This is a genomic window from Flavobacteriaceae bacterium GSB9, from assembly GCA_022749295.1.
Taxonomy (GTDB): Bacteria; Bacteroidota; Bacteroidia; order Flavobacteriales; family Flavobacteriaceae; genus Flavisericum.
Genome location: CP062007.1, coordinates 1,399,615 through 1,422,243, shown reverse-complemented (window position 1 = coordinate 1,422,243; position 22,629 = coordinate 1,399,615). Strand labels below are relative to the sequence as shown.

Annotated in this window: 25 protein-coding genes and 1 other RNA gene; 12 read left to right on the top strand and 14 right to left on the bottom strand. The window is 34.8% G+C overall.

The annotated features are described in order from the left end of the window. Positions 1-42 precede the first annotated feature (42 nt). Together GSB9_01223 and GSB9_01222 are read right to left on the bottom strand one after the other, a co-directional pair. Positions 43-1,245 carry an aspartate aminotransferase family protein gene (locus GSB9_01223; GenBank protein ID UKM64666.1) on the bottom strand — a complete coding sequence of 401 codons (1,203 nt, stop codon included), beginning with the start codon at positions 1,243-1,245 and terminating at the stop codon, positions 43-45. Then, positions 1,246-3,393, bottom strand: coding sequence for a hypothetical protein (locus tag GSB9_01222; protein ID UKM64665.2), 2,148 nt, complete (start codon positions 3,391-3,393; stop codon positions 1,246-1,248). It abuts the gene before it with no gap. Positions 3,394-3,601: 208 nt separating this feature from the next. Here GSB9_01222 and GSB9_01221 point away from each other — a divergent pair, with 208 nt between their 5' ends. The 3 genes from GSB9_01221 to GSB9_01219 all read left to right on the top strand — a co-directional run bounded on the left by GSB9_01221 (position 3,602) and on the right by GSB9_01219 (position 4,788). Further along, positions 3,602-3,919: a rhodanese-like domain-containing protein gene (locus tag GSB9_01221; protein ID UKM64664.1), complete on the top strand. Its 318-nt coding sequence runs from the start codon at positions 3,602-3,604 to the stop codon at positions 3,917-3,919. A gap of 4 nt (positions 3,920-3,923) precedes the next feature. After that, positions 3,924-4,307: a rhodanese-like domain-containing protein gene (locus tag GSB9_01220; GenBank protein ID UKM64663.1), complete on the top strand. Its 384-nt coding sequence runs from the start codon at positions 3,924-3,926 to the stop codon at positions 4,305-4,307. A gap of 211 nt (positions 4,308-4,518) precedes the next feature. Next, positions 4,519-4,788 (top strand): hypothetical protein, encoded by a 270-nt coding sequence (locus GSB9_01219; GenBank protein UKM64662.2) that lies wholly within the window; start codon positions 4,519-4,521, stop codon positions 4,786-4,788. 66 nt (positions 4,789-4,854) lie between these two features. On the opposite strand, the gene ssrA is transcribed toward GSB9_01219, so the two are convergent. After that, positions 4,855-5,248, bottom strand: a transfer-messenger RNA (tmRNA) gene (gene ssrA / locus GSB9_01218). A gap of 343 nt (positions 5,249-5,591) precedes the next feature. Here ssrA and GSB9_01217 point away from each other — a divergent pair. The 3 genes from GSB9_01217 to GSB9_01215 all read left to right on the top strand — a co-directional run bounded on the left by GSB9_01217 (position 5,592) and on the right by GSB9_01215 (position 8,505). Beyond that, entirely contained in the window at positions 5,592-6,800 is a 1,209-nt protein-coding gene (locus GSB9_01217; protein ID UKM64661.2) for an NAD(P)-dependent oxidoreductase, read from the top strand. Positions 6,801-6,827: 27 nt separating this feature from the next. Then, positions 6,828-7,616 (top strand): SDR family oxidoreductase, encoded by a 789-nt coding sequence (locus tag GSB9_01216; protein UKM64660.1) that lies wholly within the window; start codon positions 6,828-6,830, stop codon positions 7,614-7,616. 142 nt (positions 7,617-7,758) lie between these two features. Continuing rightward, entirely contained in the window at positions 7,759-8,505 is a 747-nt protein-coding gene (locus tag GSB9_01215) for a slipin family protein (protein ID UKM64659.1), read from the top strand. Between the two features lie 13 nt (positions 8,506-8,518). On the opposite strand, the gene GSB9_01214 is transcribed toward GSB9_01215, so the two are convergent. From GSB9_01214 to GSB9_01206, 9 genes are all read right to left on the bottom strand, one after another. Further along, the gene (locus GSB9_01214) at positions 8,519-9,181 is read right to left on the bottom strand and encodes a DUF1361 domain-containing protein (GenBank protein UKM64658.1); all 663 of its coding nucleotides are present in this window, start codon (positions 9,179-9,181) and stop codon (positions 8,519-8,521) included. Beyond that, positions 9,178-9,552 (bottom strand): DUF2809 domain-containing protein, encoded by a 375-nt coding sequence (locus GSB9_01213; GenBank protein ID UKM64657.1) that lies wholly within the window; start codon positions 9,550-9,552, stop codon positions 9,178-9,180. Before GSB9_01213 ends, GSB9_01214 begins: the two co-directional genes overlap by 4 nt. After that, a complete protein-coding gene (locus GSB9_01212) occupies positions 9,549-10,187 on the bottom strand; it encodes a YdcF family protein (GenBank protein ID UKM64656.1) in 639 nt (212 codons plus the stop codon). Before GSB9_01212 ends, GSB9_01213 begins: the two co-directional genes overlap by 4 nt. Position 10,188: 1 nt before the next feature. Next, positions 10,189-10,614: a Coq4 family protein gene (locus GSB9_01211; GenBank protein ID UKM64655.2), complete on the bottom strand. Its 426-nt coding sequence runs from the start codon at positions 10,612-10,614 to the stop codon at positions 10,189-10,191. A 415-nt stretch (positions 10,615-11,029) separates the two neighbouring features. Continuing rightward, positions 11,030-12,421, bottom strand: coding sequence for a DUF4173 domain-containing protein (locus GSB9_01210; GenBank protein UKM64654.1), 1,392 nt, complete (start codon positions 12,419-12,421; stop codon positions 11,030-11,032). A 55-nt stretch (positions 12,422-12,476) separates the two neighbouring features. After that, positions 12,477-13,241, bottom strand: a complete 765-nt coding sequence (locus GSB9_01209; protein ID UKM64653.1) for a DUF2236 domain-containing protein — start codon at positions 13,239-13,241, stop codon at positions 12,477-12,479. Between the two features lie 5 nt (positions 13,242-13,246). Beyond that, positions 13,247-13,540, bottom strand: coding sequence for a transcriptional regulator (locus GSB9_01208; protein UKM64652.1), 294 nt, complete (start codon positions 13,538-13,540; stop codon positions 13,247-13,249). A gap of 6 nt (positions 13,541-13,546) precedes the next feature. Beyond that, entirely contained in the window at positions 13,547-13,837 is a 291-nt protein-coding gene (locus tag GSB9_01207) for a bacteriorhodopsin (protein UKM64651.1), read from the bottom strand. Between the two features lie 9 nt (positions 13,838-13,846). Continuing rightward, positions 13,847-14,458 (bottom strand): hypothetical protein, encoded by a 612-nt coding sequence (locus GSB9_01206; GenBank protein ID UKM64650.1) that lies wholly within the window; start codon positions 14,456-14,458, stop codon positions 13,847-13,849. Between the two features lie 86 nt (positions 14,459-14,544). Here GSB9_01206 and GSB9_01205 point away from each other — a divergent pair, with 86 nt between their 5' ends. After that, positions 14,545-14,922, top strand: coding sequence for a DUF1801 domain-containing protein (locus GSB9_01205; GenBank protein ID UKM64649.1), 378 nt, complete (start codon positions 14,545-14,547; stop codon positions 14,920-14,922). 1 nt (position 14,923) lies between these two features. Here the strand turns inward: GSB9_01205 and kdsA are convergent, their stop codons facing one another. Then, on the bottom strand, positions 14,924-15,742 hold the full coding sequence (kdsA, locus tag GSB9_01204) for a 3-deoxy-8-phosphooctulonate synthase (protein ID UKM64648.1): 819 nt from the start codon (positions 15,740-15,742) through the stop codon (positions 14,924-14,926). A 31-nt stretch (positions 15,743-15,773) separates the two neighbouring features. Continuing rightward, positions 15,774-16,136: a hypothetical protein gene (locus tag GSB9_01203; GenBank protein UKM64647.1), complete on the bottom strand. Its 363-nt coding sequence runs from the start codon at positions 16,134-16,136 to the stop codon at positions 15,774-15,776. 142 nt (positions 16,137-16,278) lie between these two features. Between GSB9_01203 and typA the strand changes: the two genes are divergently transcribed. The 5 genes from typA to GSB9_01198 all read left to right on the top strand — a co-directional run bounded on the left by typA (position 16,279) and on the right by GSB9_01198 (position 22,629). Next, positions 16,279-18,078, top strand: coding sequence for a translational GTPase TypA (typA, locus tag GSB9_01202; protein ID UKM64646.1), 1,800 nt, complete (start codon positions 16,279-16,281; stop codon positions 18,076-18,078). 1 nt (position 18,079) lies between these two features. Further along, complete coding sequence (locus GSB9_01201; protein ID UKM64645.1) at positions 18,080-18,307, top strand: uroporphyrinogen decarboxylase; 228 nt, start codon at positions 18,080-18,082, stop codon at positions 18,305-18,307. A gap of 195 nt (positions 18,308-18,502) precedes the next feature. Further along, complete coding sequence (locus GSB9_01200; protein UKM64644.1) at positions 18,503-19,804, top strand: O-antigen translocase; 1,302 nt, start codon at positions 18,503-18,505, stop codon at positions 19,802-19,804. Between the two features lie 3 nt (positions 19,805-19,807). Further along, positions 19,808-21,091, top strand: a complete 1,284-nt coding sequence (locus GSB9_01199) for an O-antigen translocase (GenBank protein ID UKM64643.1) — start codon at positions 19,808-19,810, stop codon at positions 21,089-21,091. A gap of 62 nt (positions 21,092-21,153) precedes the next feature. Beyond that, positions 21,154-22,629: a sulfatase-like hydrolase/transferase gene (locus tag GSB9_01198; GenBank protein UKM64642.2), complete on the top strand. Its 1,476-nt coding sequence runs from the start codon at positions 21,154-21,156 to the stop codon at positions 22,627-22,629.

The following is a 22,629-nucleotide window of genomic DNA, read 5'->3' as shown; positions in this document are numbered from 1 at the left end:
TGTGCCAAAAGCAAGTTTGTCTTGTGTGTTTTTATCTGAAAATCAGTTGTTTGTGTTGTTGTTTTGTTGTTTTAATTCATTTAAAATACCTAGAATAATTTCACAACCCTGTTGGATTTCATCATTAGAAATGGTTAAAGGCGGGGTGATTCTTACGGCCTTAGCTTCAAATAGCAACCAAAAAAGGACTAGTCCGGCATCCTGACTTTTCAAAATAACTTGATTGGTGATTTCGGCCGAAGGTAAAATGATAGCTAGCATGAGCCCTTTTCCTCTAATTTCTTTAATTAATGGGTGAACGAGAAGTTTTCTGAACAATTGTTCTTTCTTGAGCGCCTCCTGCATTATGTTACTATTGGTTATTTCTTGTAATGTGGCGAGAGCAGAGGCGGCAATAACCGGGTGGCCGCCAAAGGTTGTAATATGGGCGAGCTTAGGTTTGTCTTGCAACAAATCCATAAGTTGACTTGATGCTGTAAAGGCTCCTATGGGCATACCGCCACCCAAAGCCTTTCCAGTCACTAAAATATCGGGCTTGCAGTTGTAGTTCTCAAAACCGAATAGTTTGCCCGTTCTCCCAAATCCAGGTTGTATTTCATCTAAAATAAAGAGGGCACCCACTTTATTGCATTGTTCTTGCACTTTTTTTAGGTAATCATTTGCGGGTTCAATAAAACCGGCACCACCTTGTATGGTTTCTAAAATAACACAGGCTGTTTTTGGGGTAATTAAATCAATATCTTCATCGTTATTAAAACCGATAAACCTTACATCAGGGAGCAATGGTCTAAACGCCTGTTTGCGTTCCTCGTACCCCATAACGCTCATCGACCCCATGGTGTTACCATGATAGGCATTTTTAGCTGCAATTATCTCGCTTCTTCCTGTTGCTCGTTTTGCTAGTTTTAAAGCGCCTTCAATGGCCTCGGTGCCAGAGTTGGTTAAATAGGTTTTTTCTAATGGCGCAGTTAAATTTTTTGCTAAAAGTTTGGTGAGCTCAACAGCAGGTTTCTGGATGTACTCGCCGTACACCATAACATGCATGTACTTATCCAATTGCCTTTTTATGGCGTACATTACTTTGGGGTGGTTATGCCCCAATGGCGTGGCCGACACACCGGCAACAAAATCTAAATAGGCTTTATTTGCAGTGTCGTATATATAAGAACCTTTGGCATGGGAGATTTCTATTGCCAGCGGGTGGGGTGTGGTTTGGGCTTGGTATTTTAGGAAATCTGGTTTCATTTAATTAGGTAGTTTAATTAATTCTGCACCCCATATATAAAAGTTGTCATTTGTTTGGATACTGCTGATTAAGCAACGCATTAAATGTTCGTTATTTATATAGTTGCCTATTATTTGGTATTGTTTCCAATCATTTGTTAGAGTAACGTCTAAATTTTCATAAACCCTGTATGTTCCGCCATGTTCTTGAAATCTAATTCTAATTTTCCCCTTTCCTCTCAACCAAACCGAAAACCGATAACGTCCATTTGCTTTAATGGTTTGAAATATATGTCCGTCTTTATCAGCTGTTCCTGTAATGTTATCGGCCGACATTGAGTTTTTAGGTGATTTCGCGGTATTTGGTTTTATGTTTAGTTGATGCTTGTGCCATTTAGGATTATCAAATTCACTGGTGAACAAAAGTGAATTGTTAGGTTTTTCGCTTTTTTTAGGTACATTCCGCGCTGCCTTGTTCTCCAAATCCGCTTTTCCGGCTTGTTCAATACGTTCCATCATAGCTTCGTTGAAAAAGGCATCTTGGGGCACATAATCTTCCAAACCTTTTATTTCGGGTAAGTTGTAGGGGACATCTTCTAAAAACAAATCTTCAACACTTTTGGGACGTTCTTCTTCGCGCCAATCAAACCCTTTTAACAGTTTTTGGTTTTTAGGATATTTTGATTCGGGGTACAAATTACCATCTACTTGGTTAAACCTTGAATATTCGTCGATACCGCCATTGGAAAATAGGATTTCAATACTGCCAGATTTAGCTTTGTCGATACCAATAAGCTCCTGTTTGTCGTTCCTGGCATAGAAAATAGACTGCGCATTTTTGGTGATATCGACCTTCCTTAATTGGTTTTCATCATTAAACAAACCTACAAGGCGCAAACCGTTAATTTGGTTGTACCCCGTTTTACTTATAGTATCTTGGCTGATAATAAAAGCATTGTTGAAAACAAGAAGTGAATCGATTTTTTCGGTTTCGTTGTTAGAAATAAGGTGAATGGTGTCGCCTGTCATTTGGTTTTCAAGGTTCCATAAAACAGGTTTTCGTTTAACCGAGAATTTGTCACCTGTTGAAAATCGGGGGATATTAATAAATTTTGTAACGCCAGTTTTTTGGTTGGAATAGATAGAGTCTGCCTTTCCGCTCATATCTGATTTGTACATTTTGGCTTTATAATAGGCATTTATAATTCTGTTTTCCGGTTTTCCTGTTACCATAATTTTATCGGCATGGATGTAAATGGAATCGTTTTCCTGAACCGAAATAGCCAAGGCACGCTTGGTTATAAATACCGAATCTTTTTCCTTAAAGACCTCGGCATAATGCCCCTTTACAATGCTGTTGTTAATCGTATCTGTGATTTTAATATTATTGGAGGCCGAAGCAAAGCTCTTAGTATCATCAAAGTAGAGACTGTCACCTTCAATAATGCGGTTGTTGTAGTCTATTTTTGCATTTTTCATAGCATAACCTACATTGTTTTCGGTGTCATAAAACCCTTTTTCGCAGTACGTTTTGCTGGCTTCGGTGGTTATTGTTGATGGTCCAAAAAGATAGGCATGACCGGTATCGGAATAAAAATCGAAATAATCAGACTTTATAGTCGATTCCTTGCTTACAAGTACCACATCTTTAACGAACCTAAGCTTATTTAAGTTCATGTAATTGCGCCCTATTTTACTCGTTATTGTAACCGTTGTGTCTTTAACAACGGTGCCTCCGCTTTTGTAAAAGGCCTGTTCGTTTAGTTTGTCAAAATATAAGGTGTCTGTTGTTATAGTAGAGTTGGGATCGGTTAAAACAACATTGCCGCTAGCAAAGGCCAATTCGGTAATACCACTGTATTCAACGTACTTAGCAGTCATGTTGATAGTATCACCTTGTTTTATGTTGACATTTCCGTAGGCCTCAATAAAGTTTTCTTTGGTGTAATGTATGGCTTTATCGCACCACATGTTCGCACCGTTATGTTCAATATGGACTTGCTGGGCATCATCGCGGGTTAGGATTTTTGCTCCAGGATACCGCTCTTCATCCGTATTTAAAAAGCCAGAGTATTTAATCTCTATTTTTCTTTTTTCCTGAGAATGGCATACCGCTGTTAAAACAAAACTAAAAATGAATAATAAAGGTAAACGAATGGCTGTTTTCAAAAGATAAAATATTTGTCGCAAAAATAACGATTAAAATGATGTTTTATGATTGAAGCTTAAAAAACGATTTAATTTTTAGTGGGAGTAACAAAAATTACATAGCCTAATAGCTGAACCTTTTATTTTTGCGAATGTAATTCACACTGTTTTTTTTCGTCTATAGAAGCAGATGTGCTAATTTTGTGAAAAACAATTTTAATAAATACTCATGGAAGATTTAACGCAAGAAGAATGGGCCGAACAATTGGCCAATGATGATAACGCAGTAATTTTAGATGTAAGAACAGATGAAGAGGTTGCAGATGGAATTATCCCTAAAGCCATTCATATCGATATTTATAAAGGTCAAGGTTTTATTGACGAAATAGAAGATTTAGACAAGAGTAAAAATTACTACGTGTACTGTCGTTCTGGTAATCGAAGTGGGAAGGCTTGCCAAATTATGGAACAATTGGGCTTCGAAAATGCATACAACTTAGAAGGCGGTATGATGGAATGGACCGGGGATGTTGTAGATAAAGATTAAGGCTATGAAATACCCGTCTTTAATGGCTTTGTTGATAGCTTTTGTTGTAAGTTGTCAACCGGTTTCCGAGAAAGGTTTCATAGAGCCGGAACAACTTTCTGTGGTACTTCAACAGGACGAGGATATTCAATTGATTGACGTTAGAACTCCAAAAGAGTATAATGAATTACACATTAAAGGAGCTGTCAATTTTAATTTTTATGATGAAAACTTTGCCGAACATCTAATTGCTCTAAACAAAGAAAAACCCGTTTATGTTTACTGCCGCTCAGGAAAACGAAGTGCCCAAAGTGTTGCCGAGTTAAAAAAGCAGGGCTTTACCACTATATACGATTTGCAAGGTGGCATACTAAACTGGATGCAAAAAGGCTTTAATGTTACTCAGTAAGTTTCCAATAAATTAGGTAGTAAAAAATAGAATCGAAAAGTAGTTGGGCATAACGTTTAACTACTTTTTTAGTCATTCACCTTTTTTATTTTTAACGGTAATATGTTTTTCTTAATTTTATTTATCATTTACTAATTAATGGCAAAATATCTAAATGATTTTTAACATATTTTCAGTTATAAAAGTTTTTAAATTAATAATTTTAAAAAACATGGAAAACGGATACGTAATTTTAGGAATAATAGCACTTTTGTTTTTAAGCATGTATGGATATTCTTATCTGTCGGTTTACCAAGAAAAATTAAAGAACAAACGCAAGCAAAAGGAAGAACAGGAAAAAAAAGAATTAAGACGTCAAAAACGTTTGGCTCATCAAGCGATGATAGACGAAAAAGTAAAAAAGTTCAATGAAAGAAAAAAGGAGATTCAACGCGAATTAATGTTGCTTGAAAAAATGAAAGATAAGCAACGCGTTAGTTAGTCCACTTAATTCCTTAATAATGAAAAACCCGTATAGGCGTCAGTCTATACGGGTTTTTTAAGTTTTCCGTGGAGTCGGAGGGATTCGAACCCTCGTCCAAACAAGTAACCAAAGAGCTTTCTACACGTTTATTCTTTTCTTGTTTTTTCGATTGCAAGCTGGTTAAAGACAACCCACTTGCAACTTAGCTTCTTAATCTCGAAATGGCATCAAAGCACTGCCAAATCTTGGTTAATTTTTACGATGCCTCTAAAAGGAACGCCACTAACCAAGGCTTTCCGGAGACATTTAGCTTGTACACCTTGTGTACCGAGGCTAATCCTACTATAATTCAGATTACGCAGCTAAAGCGTAGTTATTCTCGCCGTTTAAAATTTGGTCTAGCCTTTTACGTGTCTCAAAACCATTACACGACGTGCTTACCGTTTAATTAATCTCGCTGTCAAAACCAGTCGACCCCAATTAAAATAGTAATAGCGTTACCCCTATTGGGGCAGGCTTTCAGCAATCGCTCTCTACGAGAAGCTCCAACATTAGCCTGCACAGAGCGCAGTCGAAGTGCCTCAATCCTTAACGCGGGCAGCAAAGGTATCAAAAAGTTTGTAAATCGTTTTAATTCCCAGTAAATTTAAAGCAATAATTATTCCAGTTTTAAAACACATGCATATTGTCAGTAATTCAAAGGTTAAAATATATTTCAACACGGCGAAAAACTGCTCTTAAATGAAAAAGAATTGTATTTTGTTGAAGTAGCCTTAACATAAAATAAAATATTTGCCCTTTTGGGCACTGAGCTAAAATATATGAAATTTGCCATAATAAAAGAACGTAAAACGCCGCCAGATCGCCGTGTGGTGTTTTCACCATCAAAACTTATTGAAGCCAAAAAACAGTTCCCAGAAGCAGAGTTTAAGGTAGAATCTTCTGATATTCGGGTGTTTTCTGATAAAGCTTACAAAGCAGCCGGTTTCGAGGTTACCAATGATGTTTCAGATTGCGATGTTATGATTGGCGTAAAAGAAGTTCCAATTGAAGCCTTAATTCCCAATAAAAAATACTTTTTCTTTTCGCACACGATAAAAAAACAACCGTATAACCGTAAACTGCTTCAAGCAGTTTTGGAAAAATATATAGAACTCTACGACCACGAAACCATTGTGAATAACGATGGCTTTCGGCTAATTGGTTTTGGGCGTTATGCGGGCATAGTGGGTACTTACAATGGTTTTAGGGCTTGGGGACTCAAATTTAATTCTTGGCAACTCCCAAAAGCCGGACCATTGCCAAACCAGGCGGCATTGATTGAAAAGTTAAATGAAATAAAGCTTCCAACTATTAAAATTTTACTTACTGGAAGTGGCAAAGTATCAAACGGAGCCCAGGAAATGCTAGATGCGATGGGAATAAAATCGGTTTCGGTCGAAGAATATTTAAATGCACATTTTAATGAGCCCGTATATTGTAAAATTGATGTTCTGGATTACAACAAGCGCAAAGACGGGCAAATAATTAATGATGTTTTCGATTTTTTTAATCACCCAGAAGCCTACGATTCCAATTTTATGCGTTTTGCTAAAGTAACCGATTTTTATATTGCTGGGCATTTTTATGGTGATGGCGCTCCGTACCTGTACACGCGTGAAGATGTTAAGTCTGCCGACTTCAAAATAAAAGTGGTGGCTGATATCAGTTGCGATGTGGATGGCCCTGTGGCTACAACACTTCGGGCGTCGACTATCGCAGAGCCTATTTATGGATACAATCCACAAACCGAAAAAGAAATAGATTACAAAGCAGAAAGTGCTATTGCCGTAATGGCTGTCGATAATTTACCGTGCGAACTTCCTCAGGACGCCAGCGAAGGCTTTGGCGAGCAGTTTTTAAAACACGTTATACCTGCGTTTTTTAATGGTGATAAAAACGGTGTTTTGCAGCGTGCAAAAATTACCGAAAATGGGAAACTAACCAAACGTTTTTCGTATTTGCAGGATTTTGTTGACGAAAAGGAATAACTTTGTAACCTAAATCCATTTGATTTTATGACGAAAAGAGCTTTGGTAACAGGATCGGCATCTGGTTTGGGGTACGAATTGGCTCTGCTGTTAGCGCAAGACAATTATAAATTGTTTTTAGTTGATATTGATATAACCCGGTTAAAAAAAGTACAAAAAAAAATTCAGAACCAATATAAAATAGAAGTTGTCACACTACAAGAAGACTTAAGTAGAAAAGGCGTGGCACAAAGTATTATGGAGGCTGTTAACGGAGAGCCTATAGATGTACTCATCAACAATGCGGGCTTTGGGCTTTTTGGATCTTTTGTTGATACCGATTGGGAGCGCGAGTCTGAAATGTTGCACCTTCATATTTTAACAACTACACATTTAACAAAATTAGTTTTAGAAGGTATGGTAAAACGAGGTTCGGGAAAAATATTAAACATGTCTTCATTGGCAGCTTTCCAACCAGGGCCGTTAATGGCCATTTACTATGCTTCAAAAGGGTATATGTTGTCTTTTTCTGAAGCTATTGCCAACGAGCTTAAGGATACAGGTGTTACGGTAACTGCCCTTTGTCCGGGGCCAACTAAAACCGATTTCCAAAAAACTGTTTCAGAAGATTCGAGCGATAATAAAATCACTTTCAATATGGCATCGGCCAAAGAAGTGGCTTTGTACGGTTACAATTCCATGCTGAAAGGTAAAACATATGCTATTCCTGGAAAATTCAATAAATTTTTGGCGGTATTACCTAGATTGGTAACACGAAAGGCGGCCACTTCAATCGTTAGAAAAATACAGGAAAAGAATAGGGGCAAGGAAAAATAATCTTTCTTTTATCCTTAAAATAAATACCTTGTTTTAGTGCTTATATCTAGCCTATTTATTTTAATTAATATCCTTTTATAATTTCTAAAAAATCACTAACTTATTTGTTGATTTATAGGTTGTTAATTAAAAGATGTTTATCATGAATCCTGCATTGATTTTTACGGTTGTAGTTGTAGTATTTCTGTTATCGGGCATACGTGTGATTTTTGAATACAAAAGAGCTTTAAAGTTTAGGTTTGGTAAACATGTTAGTACACTACAACCTGGTTTTAGATGGATTATTCCGCTAGTAGAAACCATACAGATAGTAGATATAAGGGTTATTACCATAAATGTAGTTTCACAAGAGGTGATGACCGAGGATAACGTACCGTGTAGTATTGATGGTGTGGTTTTTTTTAAAGTTGTTGATCCAGAAATGGCGGTGTTGGAAGTTGAAGAATATTCGTTTGCCATAACCCAGTTATCTCAGGCGGCTTTGCGCGATGTTTGTGGTAAGGTTGAATTGGACACCATTTTGTCAAAACGAGAGGAAATGGGTAATAACATTAAAAAAATTGTAGAGGTTGAAACTAAAGAGTGGGGTATAGATATTATAGATGTTAAGATTAAAGATATTCAGTTACCAGAAAACATGAAACGCATGATGGCAAACCAAGCCGAGGCAGAGCGTTCTAGACGTGCCCGTATTATTTTGGCTTTGGCTGAAGAACAAGCAGCTGGCAAGTTGTTGGAAGCTGGCAAGCTCATCGATCAGTCTCCTTCGGCAATTAAATTGAGGTTGTATCAAACTCTTTCTAACATTGCAGCCGAAAAGAATTCCACAATTTTATTCCCTTTCCCAGAAGAAGTATTACCTCAGAAACCTAAAAAGGATGTTGGTTAACCACTAATTTTGTTTAGTTTTCTCTTAAGGCAAGTGTTTTAAAGACCCAAAAACCAATGCCTAAAAATGTCCCGAAAAATAAAGTGAACAACCAAGCCTCATTATGTGCTATTGGTTTTATGGTTATATTAGCAATGTCAAGTAACAAATGCTTCGGATTAGTTAGAATTTCCCAAGAGTTATATCTTAAAAATCTTCCCAAATAAACACCAAAACTTGAAAGAAAGACGATAAGTACTAGGCAAAAATCTAAAACGGCCTTTTTAAAATAGATTGCAAAAACTTTTCCCATATCAAGAATTGATAGGTAAAATAACAGAACTCCACAAAGTGCAAACGACTTTACAACCAAAATATCAAGCCAAATGTATTTGGTTTCGCTAATGCTAATGTGCAATAGATCTGTAATCATGTAGGGAGCATTAGGTAAAAAAAGCAGCCATACACCAAACCAAGTCAGTGATATTAGTTTTGACGGTTTGGGGAGGCACACCAAATAGCTTGAAATGGCAAAGGGTATGGCGGCTAAAAACAAGTTCCACACTAAAAATAAATAGAAAAACGAATGCGTTATTTTCATTCTTATCATTAGCAACACTAAGCTAAATCCCATGGTTGCTGTTAATATGGTTATGGTTTTGAATTTACTCAAAACAAATAGTTTTAAAGTGTTCATGTTTTTTGAAGTTTAAATTCGATTATTAAAACACATAGGATACCTAAAGAGTAGGCGATTAAATCTGTAAATTGAAACGTACTTCCTAAAATGAGTTTTGCGGCTATATTATCCTCAAGGCCTAATATTTTCAATACGTTGATCATTTGAAGAAACTCAATACTATATGCAAATAGTAAAGTGGCTAATGCCAGTTTAATAGAATTGATCTTTAGAAAACTTTTAAAAAAGGTATAAATAAGGATGACTGCCAAAAAGTCGCCAAAGGTGTGCCTTATAAAACCTGTTTTTAAATACATGGCGATAAGGATTTCAATAGTGAAAAGTAATAATGTTATAAAAACATAATGTGCGTGGACTTTTAATTTCATGGGATTTCTATTTTATTTCCTAAAAATTTGGGACCGACATTGAATGTAACATCTATTGAAGCTTTTGTTCGAGCCAATAGTTCTCTCAATTTTGTTTTTAATCCGTATTTGCCGCTAACATCATTGGCGTTAAAGGCTATGGCTTTTATCTGGTAGTGTTTGGCAATGTACAGTGCACGCTCGTTGTGAAACTTCTGTGAAATAATGGTAAATGCAGTTAGTCCGAATATTTTTTTAGCTCTTATCATAGAGTCTTTGGTTGAAAAACCAGCATAATCGAGATAAATGTTCTCCTCAGGAATACCGTTATTAATTAAATCTCTTTTAAAATTTGAAGGTTCGTCGTAGTCTTTTCTTCCATTGTCGCCACTAACAAGAATGTATTTTATCTTTCCAGATTTATATAGCTTTATAGCGGCTTCAAGTCTATATTTATAGTATAAATTTATTCTGTTTGCCCCAGCAAATTTATTGCCCCCAAGAATTAATCCAACATTGTTTTGTGGTATATTAGCTATACTATTAAACGTTGCGTTTTTTGCTTTAAATGTAACCCAAAAGTTAATGCCAATACTGTAAATTGTAACAAGCAGTATTAGGGCAATGAGTGTTTTTAAATATTTGTTTTTAATCATTTTATAATGGTTTTATGGGATCGATTTGTTTAGACGAAAAAATAACAGACCGAAAATCGTAAATTGAAACTTGCAATAGCTTCTCGTAATCGTAATGGTGAAACGTGTTGGCTCTTTTTCCTATACGATAGGAATTTAAGTAATAACCAAGGTAATCAGGTAAAATGATAACCCCCAAAATAACAGCAACATAAAGGTATAAGCTTCTTTTTCCGTTACCGAAGCAAAGGCATTGTAAGGCAATTTCGTCTTCAACCTTAGTAGAGTATCCACAGAGTACGTGGTAGCAATCATGCCGTTCTACTTTAGGAATGAGTTCAAAATCATTCTTTTTAAGAAATTCACCTAAATGCCTTCCTAAGGTGTCCTCAGGTAGTTTCAGTAAATCTACTTTGGTAACATTCCAAGATTCATGGTTTTTGAACATGCGCGTATAAATCTGTTTTGAATATTTAAAAAGCACGATTATGAGTTGCTTTCTGAGTGACTTTATTTTTGCGCTGCCGAAATAACTCATGGTACTTTTTAGTGTTTAGTTGTGTTTGCTGGTTTCAAATTTTCTTGATTACGATGGTGGTGCTTCAGGTCAGAACGCCAAATCAATAATGCTGAAATATATAATAGCGCGAAATAGTAAATCGAGATGATATTCATACGGCATGTTACAATACCAACAAAGGAAAGTGACGATAGGCTTATTATGTAATACGGAAAATAGAGCTTAAAGGCTTGTTGTTTATTATTGGTGTTTTTTGATACCCAATAGATGCACGAAATGCTGAGTCTGAGTATTCCGTAGTGTATCAGGCATAATATGATGAGCGGAAAAATGAGTAAAACAATCACTTTAGTATGTTTTTAATAATTAAATTGTCGTATTTCAGCTCTTGCCAAGAGTGGTTATTTAACCTGTTGATATAACTTTTGTATTTTCTTTCAACCATAGCGGTCGATTTCTCGTTTAATGTTCCTGTATCGGCTAATTTTTTTAGTAGTAGTGTGTTATTATCTGAAAGATTGATCAGGTATTGAAAATCTATAGATTGAGCATAATTAAAGTTCAACTTTGTTATCTGGTAATCCCAATTGACCATACTACATACAACAAATACAACAAAGGCAGCTTTTACGTTCAACCGTAATAAAAACCAAATGTTTTTAAGTTGGTTTATTTTAAGCCATGTGGTTATGAGTCCAACAAGCGATAGGATTAAATAAATAATTACACCAATTCTCTTGTAAGTAAGCCCATAATAATATACATATTGACCGTTTTTAATGGCAATGCTAATTACCAAAAGCGTGTTAAGTATAATCCATAGAAACGCCAATCTTTTCAATGTTGTATTGCCTCTATAAAAATTCAGGTCGCCTCTAAAGACAAAAAGTAAGATTACAATGGCAATTAAAATTGAAGTGATGAGCGCATTTATACTATTGTGTACCTGTTCTGAAAAAATCGAAGCTCTCAAATCTAAGTTGGTAGATATAAAAGTGATTTCGGTAATGAGGTAAGTGATTATAAGAATGTTTAAAACACCAATTAAAACCGTACCTAATTGGTTCTCTTTTTTTAGTTCCGTTTCTGAAAATGTATTAGATTTAAATAAGGTGTTACCCGTTTCTAAATCAATTTTGGTTGTGGGTTGTACGGGCACGGGTTGGTGAATGTTAGAAAACAAGTAGTAGCCCAAACCGGTCATGAGTAGCCAATGAATATTTATAAAACCCAAATCAATTTTTTCAATTAGGGCGTTAAACATGGGGTTGCCTTTTCGGTATAGCGTTACAAAAAGTATAACAACAATTGACGGAATGCCAATAATTTTGGTAAGGTGAACGTAGTCGATATTTCGATAGCTCTTTTCAGCCACATTTTTTGTGTCTACTGAAAATTTTCGGTGAAATAAACCAGCAACAGTACTATATAAACCATTTAACCAATTGATGTAGATTGATGATTTGTTTTCGGTTACTAAGCCAATTAATGTAAAAAAGGAAGCCATGTTGGCGATTATGGTAAGCATAGAATTGTGGAAGAAAACGGCTATTCCTGTAGTAATGTAAATGATAGAATAGGCAATGGTTTTTCTATCGTATAAGCTATTTTTATTGTTTACAAATATTATGACTAAGGTGAGTAGGCTAAATAATAATAAGTTGAGCCCGATACTTTTGTCGTAAAACAATGAACTAAAGAATAATGCTCCGATTCCTAATGATATTTTTTTCATAATAGCTTTGTTAAAGTACTTTGCGTTTCAAAGTAAAAGATTAAAAAATTTTGATTTATTTTGAAACGATGTTTAAACGTTTAATATCGTCTTTATATTCCGCAGGAAGTAACACTTCCTTTATGGCCCCATCTAATTTTAAACTTCTAAAAACTTTATATACTGCAATTAATGGTTTCAATAAAGAATGTTTTCGGAATTTTAATAATGTACGTGCTTGATAGGGTAGCAGCAGAATTTGGCTTTCAATTAGCAGGTTATACCTAAAAAAACCTAAATGCTTTTTGTATTGTTTGTAAAGGTCTTTGGTGAAAGCGCCGTTGTATAGGTTGTTTTCTAAATGTTTTTTTCGAGATATCTCAAAATTAGAGTAAGTTATCGGAATCGATTGTAGCCCCATGCGTTCGCCAACTGTTTTAAACACATGTAAGACGTCTTGCTTTTCTTCAAGAGTTAATGGTCTTTCAAGAATTTCAAACGATTTTATTGAATAGCCTATGAGCATGAAAAGCACATCTTTATAGGCCCAGTCAGGAATGGCTTTACCGCGTTTATTTTCAATGGCGGCATGTATGGCCGTAATATTATCAATGGTTTTTAGTGCCGTTTTACTTTCAGAAAACACGATGCTTCTTGCATAATTTACAGTTGAAAAAAGTCGCCCGAGTGGATCTTTGGGCAATTTTCCTGTAAAGTAAAGCCAATCTACCGCTTTATTTAAAGCAAATTCGGCCGAAGCGCCCGCAAAGACTAACAAAACCGTGTCGCTTTTACCCCAAATTTTTCTAACTATAGAATCTTTATCTACAAAATATTCCATTTAATCTAAGACTTCTTGATTAATTTTTCGAGAGCTTCAATATGCTTTTTAAATTTTTTTTCACCAAGTTTTGTGGTTGAGTATCTTGTATTCGGTTTTCGGCCAATAAACTGTTTTTCAACTTTAATATATTCTGCTTTTTCTAGCGCTTTGGTATGGCTGGCCAAATTACCATCGGTAGCGCCTAAAAGTTCCTTTAGGGTGTTAAAATCTGCGTATTCGTTTACCATTAAAACAGACATAATGCCCAATCTAATGCGATGGTCAAATAACTTATTTATATTGTTTATAATGCTCATAGACGTTTAACTTCCCGCTAGAGGTGTGCCAAAAATACCGACGGCGAGTTCTAACCAAATCAGCAAAAATATAATTGTTAAAACAATCAATGCGACAACCCTTTTTCTTTTTTGTTTAAAGTGTCTTAAAGCTAATTCTAAAATTACACCAAAACCGAATAATAGTAGACCGGCAACAGTGAAGTCGAACCAAGTCCAATTAACCTCGTCCGAAATTAACATGGCTATCAAGGGTACGCATAGTAATAAAAGTGGCAAAAAGATAATGAATATTAACTTGCGGTTCAGTGTTTTCATGGTTTTAAATTATTGTTTTCTATCGTATTTAAAATGCATCCAACTACCATAAATAATATGCATGATGCCAAAGCCCAACACCCAAAACCAAAAACCATAACTGGGTAAAAAACCGCAAATAAGCCCCAAAACAACTTCGGTTAAACCTAGATATTTAATGTCTCCCAAGCTGTATTTAGAGGCGTTGATCAAGGCCAAACCATAAAAAATTAGCATTAAGGCAGCAGTGTGACCATATCGCTCCTGGTTAAGAATGATTAAAATATAAATACCTCCGGTAATTAAAGGAATCAAAAAATTGATCAGCAACCTTTTTGACGAACTGTCCCATACTTTTTCTCCATTTTTTTTCGCTTTGCGCGTGGTTAAGTAAATTCCGGTAGCAATGCTTAAAAGAGCAACCATCCCTAAAATTAATAAGCAAATGGTAAAAACATGTCCGTCTAAAATTAAATAGCCCCGAACTGAATTACTTACAATGTAATAGGCAATTGAAGCGCCGACAAGAGCATAAACACCAGCTAAAATACCAGATAGGCCACTTAATGAAATAAAGCGTGATGATTTGTTCATTAAATCCTTTATCTCGCTGATGTCTTTTAAATAATCTTTTGATTCCATATAAAAGTACTTTGAAATACAAAGTAAATAAATTATTTTTAATTTAAATGATATTTTTTTGATTAAGTTTGAAATAAAATTTTCAAGTGAAACCTGTTGACGCCTATTTTCTTAGACAAAAGGAGCCTTTTCAGTCCATTATGTTGTATGTCCGTGGTGTTATATTGAGTACTTTACCAGAAGTAGAAGAGTATTACAGTTATAAAATTCCGTTTTATAGGATTGGAAACAAACCCATGGTTTATTTAAACATTTTAAAGGGGAAAGATTATGTAGATGTGGCATTTGTTCAAGGAGTGCTTTTAGAACAAGATTTTCCTGTTTTAAGAAATGACAATAACAGAAAGCAAGTACGCTCTATTCAGCTTAAATGCTTGGAAGATTTAAACCAAAAAGATTTTGTAAAACTATTACATGCTTCGGCAAAGCTGATAAAAGAAAGTAAAAAAGCTTGGTTTGTTTAACTTAAAGAGAATTTACAGTTTTCTTGATGGCTACCAGATTGGTGAGCAGTTTTTCCAAATTGTCCAAGTGCAACATATTGGCGCCATCGCTTTTAGCGTTGGCAGGGTCGTAATGCGTTTCGATAAATAACCCATCAACGTTATTTACCACGCCAGCTCTAGCTATAGTTTCAATCATTTCTGGGCGTCCGCCCGTAACGCCGGCCGATTGGTTGGGTTGTTGAAGCGAGTGGGTAACATCCAATACTGTTGGTGCATATTCACGCATAGTAGGTATGCCTCTAAAATCTACAATCATATCTTGGTAGCCAAACATGGTACCGCGGTCTGTAATCCAAGCTTTATCGCTACCAGAATCTTTTACCTTTTGTACGGCATGTTTCATGGCTTCGGGGCTCATAAACTGTCCTTTTTTTAGATTGACCACTTTGCCCGTTTCCGCGGCAGCGACCACCAAATCGGTTTGGCGAACTAAAAATGCAGGGATTTGAAGCACATCAACATACTCTGCAGCCATTTGTGCATCGTTTACCTCATGTATGTCTGTAACGGTAGGTATATCAAAAGTTTCGGAAACTTTCCTTAAAATTTTTAGTGCTTTTTCGTTGCCAATGCCGGTAAAACTGTCTATTCTACTTCGGTTGGCTTTTTTAAAACTTCCTTTAAAAACATAAGGAATTTCCAATTTGTTGGTGATTTCAACCACTTTTTCGGCAATTCTTAAAGCCATATCTTCACCTTCAATGGCGCAAGGGCCGCACAATAAAAAGAAATTGTTGGAATTGGTGTGTTTTAATTTAGGAATTTCAGAAAGTTTCATTCAGATAAAATTTAAGTCGCAAAGTTACACATTAAATAAATCCTTTTAAACTATTTCTTATAATCCATAAGGCCATAATTAAATTGGCAAAAAGGAGCGGCACGCTATAAAATGAAATTTGGCCGAAAGGATGGGACACCGAAATAATTTTTAAAACATGGGATAAAAAAGCCAAAATAAGATATGAGGATATGCAAACAAAGGTAATGCCCAAAGTAAAGTTAAGTTTTTTATTGGGTTTTATAATTTGCCATAAAAACGGAATGGCAAACAATAAAATGGGATAAGCAGTTGCGCTGTCTGCTTTATTTACTACCGTAAACCAATACGCTGAAGCTGCAATAAAATAGAGGTAAGGTATGCTATTGGTGTATTTGTTGATTAAAGGCGACATGGTTTTGATCTTTGGTGTTTGAAAATCAGTTTGTTATAAATTTAAAGAAAACACGAATTTTAAATTATAATACTCTTTAAATATAACATATATTTAACTAATAACACGTACCTTTGCAGCCTTAAAAAAGGCACTATAAAATATGGCTAACATAAAAAACATTGCAATTATTGCACACGTTGACCACGGAAAGACAACCTTGGTTGATAAAATTATGTATCACTGTCAGTTGTTTCGTGAAAACGAAAACACAGGTGATTTAATTTTAGATAACAACGATTTGGAACGTGAACGCGGTATTACCATTACCTCAAAAAACGTTTCGGTTACCTATAAAGGAACAAAAATTAATATTATCGATACACCAGGTCACGCCGATTTTGGAGGAGAAGTAGAGCGTGTTTTAAACATGGCCGATGGGGTTTTGCTTTTAGTTGATGCCTTTGAAGGGCCTATGCCACAAACCCGTTTTGTGCTTCAAAAAGCTATTGATTTAGGTTTGAAACCTTGCGTGGTAGTCAATAAAGTGGACAAAGAAAACTGTACACCCGATGAGGTACACGAGAAAGTGTTCGATTTAATGTTTGAATTGGGGGCAGAAGAGTGGCAGCTGGATTTTCCAACGGTTTATGGTTCGGCAAAAAACAACTGGATGAGCGAAGATTGGCAAAAGCCAACCGAGAATATCGAACCGCTTTTAGACATGGTTATTGAGCACATTCCTTCGCCAAAAATAGAAGAAGGAACAACCCAAATGTTGATTACTTCTTTAGATTTCTCCTCATTTACCGGACGCATTGCTATTGGCCGATTAACCCGTGGTGAATTAAAAGTGGGACAAAATATTTCATTGGTTAAAAGAGATGGTAGTGTTGTAAAATCAAGAATAAAAGAGCTACATACTTTTGAAGGTTTAGGCCGAATAAAAGTTGATGAAGTTAAAGCCGGAGATATATGTGCCATTGTGGGCTTGGAAGGTTTTGAAATTGGTGATACCGTTGCCGATTGGGAAAACCCAGAAGGCTTGAAAACCATTGCCATTGATGAGCCTACCATGAGTATGCTGTTTACCATTAACGATTCGCCGTTCTTTGGAAAGGATGGGAAATATGTAACCTCGCGCCACATTAAAGAGCGTTTGACCAAAGAATTGGAAAAAAACTTGGCTTTACGTGTTGAAGAAACCGATAGTGCCGATAAATTTATGGTATTTGGTCGTGGGGTGTTACACTTGTCGGTACTAATTGAAACCATGCGTCGCGAGGGGTATGAGCTTCAAATTGGTCAACCGCAAGTAATCATCAAGGAGATTGACGGAGTGAAATGTGAGCCTGTAGAGGAAATGACCATTGATTTGCCAGAAGAAGTTTCGGGTAAAGCCATAGAAATGGTAACCATGAGAAAAGGCGAAATGTTAAGCATGGAAGCCAAAGGTGAGCGTATGGTTTGCGAGTTTGTTATTCCGTCAAGAGGTATTATTGGTTTAAGAAACCAATTGCTCACGGCTACTGCTGGTGAAGCTATTATGGCACACCGTTTTAAAGAGTATCAACCATTAAAAGGTGGTATTCCAGAGCGTCAAAATGGTTCATTGGTCTCTATGGAAAACGGACAAGCCATTCCATATTCTATTGATAAATTACAAGAACGCGGTAAGTTCTTTATCGATCCGGGAGAAGATATTTACGAAGGACAGGTTATTGGTGAAAACTCGCGTGGCGATGACATGACTGTTAACGTTACCAAAACTAAAAAGTTAAGTAACGTACGTTCTGCCGGAGCCGACGATAAAGCCAAAATTGTACCTGCCATAAAATTTTCGTTGGAAGAAGCTTTAGAGTACATCCAAAAGGATGAATATGTTGAGGTGACACCTAACCACTTGCGCATTCGTAAAATATATTTAAAAGAAGTGGACCGCAAGCGAAACAAATCGATATAACATGGCGTTTTTAGGAATTCCGTGGGTAGAATGGTTGGGTTATGCCGCCATGGCTACGGTTTTGGTTTCTTTCTTGATGAAATCTGTTTATAAATTACGAATAGTAAATGCCCTTGGGTGTTTACTATTTGTGTTTTACGGGCTTGCGCTTCAGCCTATTTCAAAACCCATAATTATTACCAACTTAGCAATACTTTGTATTAATTTGTACTACTTGTTCAAAAAATAATTTATTGATAAGGAAGCTTTGTTGTTCTTCGAGTATCGTAGGCCTTTGGACGAACAAAATCTAAAAGGATAAATCATTTTGTATATTTGATTTCATTAAAAGAAATTACGATAATAAAAGGCTTAATTTATCAGTTTTAAGCATTTTTTTCGTTTGAATTACATTCTATAAACTCCGGTTAAATTTTGTGATTAATTGAAAAGATTAATAGATTACATAAATAGCAAGGTTTTGGTTGAGATGGCTTCCTTGCAGATAGCATCGGTAGTTACTAAAATCATTGCGGGTATTTTAACTTCAAAAGCCATCGCGGTTTTTATTGGTCCGGTGGGATTGGCCTTAGTAGGTAATCTTAGAAATTTTGTTAGTGCTTTTCAAACTATCGCTACTGGAGGATTTTATAAAGGTACCGTAAAATACATTTCAGAATTTAAAGATGGGCTATATGAACTGAGCAGAACTATTTCTACGGTGTATTATGTGGGTTTTGTTTTAACCATTTTAGTTTCTTTTTTCTGTTATTTTAAGGCAGAATGGATTAACACCATCATATTTCCGACTTACAACGACTATGCATATGTGATTCAAATATTTGCCATAGTTATCCCTTTTTATGCTTTGAATATATTGTCATTCGCCATAATGAATGGGTTTTCAAAGTATAAAATCCTCATAATAATTAATATTATTGGGCAGGTGTTGAGTGTGTCTATTGCGCTTCTTTTAATCTATCAAAATAAAATTGATGGTGCTTTGATATCGGTTGCCATAGCCGAATCTTTAATATTTTTGATAACCCTTGTAGGCATTATTAATCGGCGAAGTTTGGTACCGCTTATAAAAGCAAATAATGTTAGTTTTAGTTTGTTTAAAAAACTAGGAGCCTATTCGTTGATGGCATTGTTTTCGGCGGTATTGTTGCCGCTTGTAGCCATCGCTATCCGAACATACATTATTGATAATATAGGCTTTAAAGATGCCGGTTTTTGGGAGGCGATGACTAGGGTATCTAAATATTATCTCATGTTTATAAGCTCGTTAATGGCCTTGTATTTATTGCCACGTTTTTCTGAAATTCAGAATACAGGAGAGTTTAAAAGAGAGGTGTTTACCTTGTATAAAACTATTGTGCCCGTGTTGTTTTTAGGGCTCTTGATAATTTACTTTTTAAAGCATTATATTGTTTTGGCGGTATTTACCAATGAATTTGAACCCGTAGAAGATTTATTTCTTTGGCAGCTTTTAGGCGATTTTGTTAAGGTGTTGTCTATTGTGATTGCGTATCAATTTCTGGCTAAAAAAATGTTTTGGCATTATGTGCTAACAGAGGCCTTTTTGGTTATCATTCTGTATGCTACAAGTGTTTATTTTATTAATTTGGTCAATGGTGTTGAGGGAGCTGTTATTGCTCATTTTGTAAGCTATTTAATGTATTTTGGAATTATACTTCTCATATTTGGAAGTTCACTTTTTGGAGTTGAGAATGATAAAAATTAGGCGTTGTTAAAAAGAATATTAAATAATGAACTTTATAAAACGATATCCTATAATGGTGTTGTTGTAGTTTTTAAGGTTATTTCTTCTTTTATAGTTTCAAAAGTAACAGCGATTTATTTAGGGCCTTCAGGTTATGCTTTGGTGGGAAATTTTAAAAATGTATTACAAGGTTTTTTAGGAATAACATCAACGGGATTTCAAAGCGGTGTGATTAAATACATAGCAGAGAGTAAGGAAGATAAAAAGAAGTTGGATGCCATTGTAACAAATGTATTTTCTTTAAACTTTATTATTTGTGCTTTGTTTGCCATTCCTTTAATTTTCTTCTCAGAAAACTTGGCAGTTTATACTCTGAAAGATTCGAATTTCGCATATCTTTTTAAGTATTTAGCAATTTTATCACCGTTAATTTCTTTTAGTTTTTTGGTAGTATATGTGGTTAATGGTATGCAGAAATATAACTTGTATGCCATTCTGGTAAGCATTTCCCATATAATAAATGCTCTCTTGACGTTTATATTCATATACATTTATGATTTAAAAGGCGCATTGTTGGCAAGTTTGTTAATTCCGGCTTTGAGTTTTATCACGGCCTTGGTATTTAGAGATGTTAGAAAATTGCTTTTTGAAGCACTAAAACACTTACATGATATTTCGTTTAAGTTTTTCAAAAGTATTTCTACATATCTTTTAATGGCTATGTATTCTTCAATTTTAATTAGTTTATGCTATTTGTTAATAAGAAATGCTATAATTGATACCATTGACGTCAAGCAAGCCGGGTTCTGGGAGGCTATGAATAAAATATCAATGTTTTATATGATGTTTTTTTCTTCGCTGTTTACTTTGTATTTATTGCCAAAGCTAGCAGAGAATAAAACTATTAGAGGTTATAAAGGTCTAATGAAAAGTTATTTTAAATCGTTAATTCCCCTGATAATAGTTTCGTTTATAGTGCTGTATTTTTTGCGATTTGTGATTATTAAAATATTTTTAACAGATGAATTTCTGGAATTAAGTCAGTATTTTTATTTGCAGTTATTGGGTGATTCTATAAAAATTATAGCTTTTTCTTTTGCCTATCAGTTTCATGCAAAAAAAATGGTTTTACCATATTTTGTTACAGATACTGTTTTGTATGGTTCTTTTTATTTTTTAAGCATCTATTTTTTAACGAACTACAACTTAAACGGAATCTTTTATGCATATTTAACCAGTGTGTTTTTGTATTTGGCAGCCGTATGTACATTTGTTTTTACTAACCAAAAAAAATATTTAAAGCATTGAAATCCCAGCTGTATAAAAGTCTTGTAATTTTACTTCTCCCGCTATTATTAAAGTATTTGTTCTTGGCACTTTTTGTTGATTGGAGTGTGGTAGAAATAGGTGATCTTTGTGAAGATTTTTTGTTTTTTATGTCATTGGTATTGTTGCTGGTCAGCAATATATTAAAAAGCCGTTTTTTTACAAATGCCTTGTGTTTTTTATATGTTTTTTATATTGCTTTAGAGACGACATCGTACATAGCAATTTCTACAAACTTCACATCATCTTACATGTTCTTGTTAATAGAGTCCAATCAACGTGAGCTTAGTGAATTTGTGTCTTCATATATTAATTTCAAAATAATTTTGTTTTTAATATTAATGGGGATTTCATTTTTAATAATCAAAAAAATAAAATTTGAAAACAAAAATTTTGTAAAACAAGGCTTGGGCATATTCATTTTTTTGGGAATTATTGCTGCATTGAAATTTACGGGGTTAATAGAAAAAAACGCATATTATAATACAGTTCGAGGAGTTTATGGATATTTTGATTTGCAAAACAGCGTCAATTTCAATTCTAAGCTATCCAAAGAAGATATAAAAGTAAGCTCAAATAACGAAGTTTTGGTTTTTGTTTTGGGCGAATCGACCACAAGACGACATATGCAGTTGTATGGTTATTCCAGAGAAACCACACCGTTATTAAATAGTATTGAAGATCGACTATTTGTTTATGATAATGTAATTTCAACAGATGTATTCACACTGAAAGTAGTACCTAAAATGATTACGTCTTTAGATGAAACTAATACAAGAACTACGGTTACAAGTTTGGTACAGGTTTTTAATAATGCTGGCTTTAAAACATTTTGGCTTGCTAACCAAAGACCAATTAGTTATCACGATAATGCAATAAATAAAATAGCATCATATTGTTATGACCATAAATTTTATAACTATAAAGATGATGTGTATACTAATATTTTAGATGAGGTCGTATTATCAGATTACAGTAAAATTTTAAAAGAACCAGGTAAGAAGGTTATTTTTATTAAATTGTTGGGCACACATTTTAATTATTCAAAAAGATATCCAAAATCATTTGCCAAGTTCTTAAGTGATGAGAAGTCCAATAAGGAAGATAAATTAACAAACCAATATGATAATGCCGTTCTATATAACGATTTTATTGTCTATACATTAATTAAAGAACTTGAAAATACAAATACAAAGAGTACCTTGTTATATTTATCCGATCATGGCGAAAATGTTTATCACGAGGGTACGGATTTTTTTGGACGTAATGAACAAAGGTTAACGAAGAGTATGTTCGAAATACCATTTTTCGTTTGGACATCTAAAACTTTTGATTTTCCTGAAGCTTTTCAGTATAAGCGCAAAAGAGCTTTTATGACAGACCATATCTATGAAAGTGTTTCTCATTTATTTGGGGTTAAGCATAAAGACATGGATTTTACTAGAAGTATTTTTAGCAAAAATTTCAAGAAAAGGAAACGAATTATTGTAAATGGAATTGACTTTGATAATAGTTTTTAA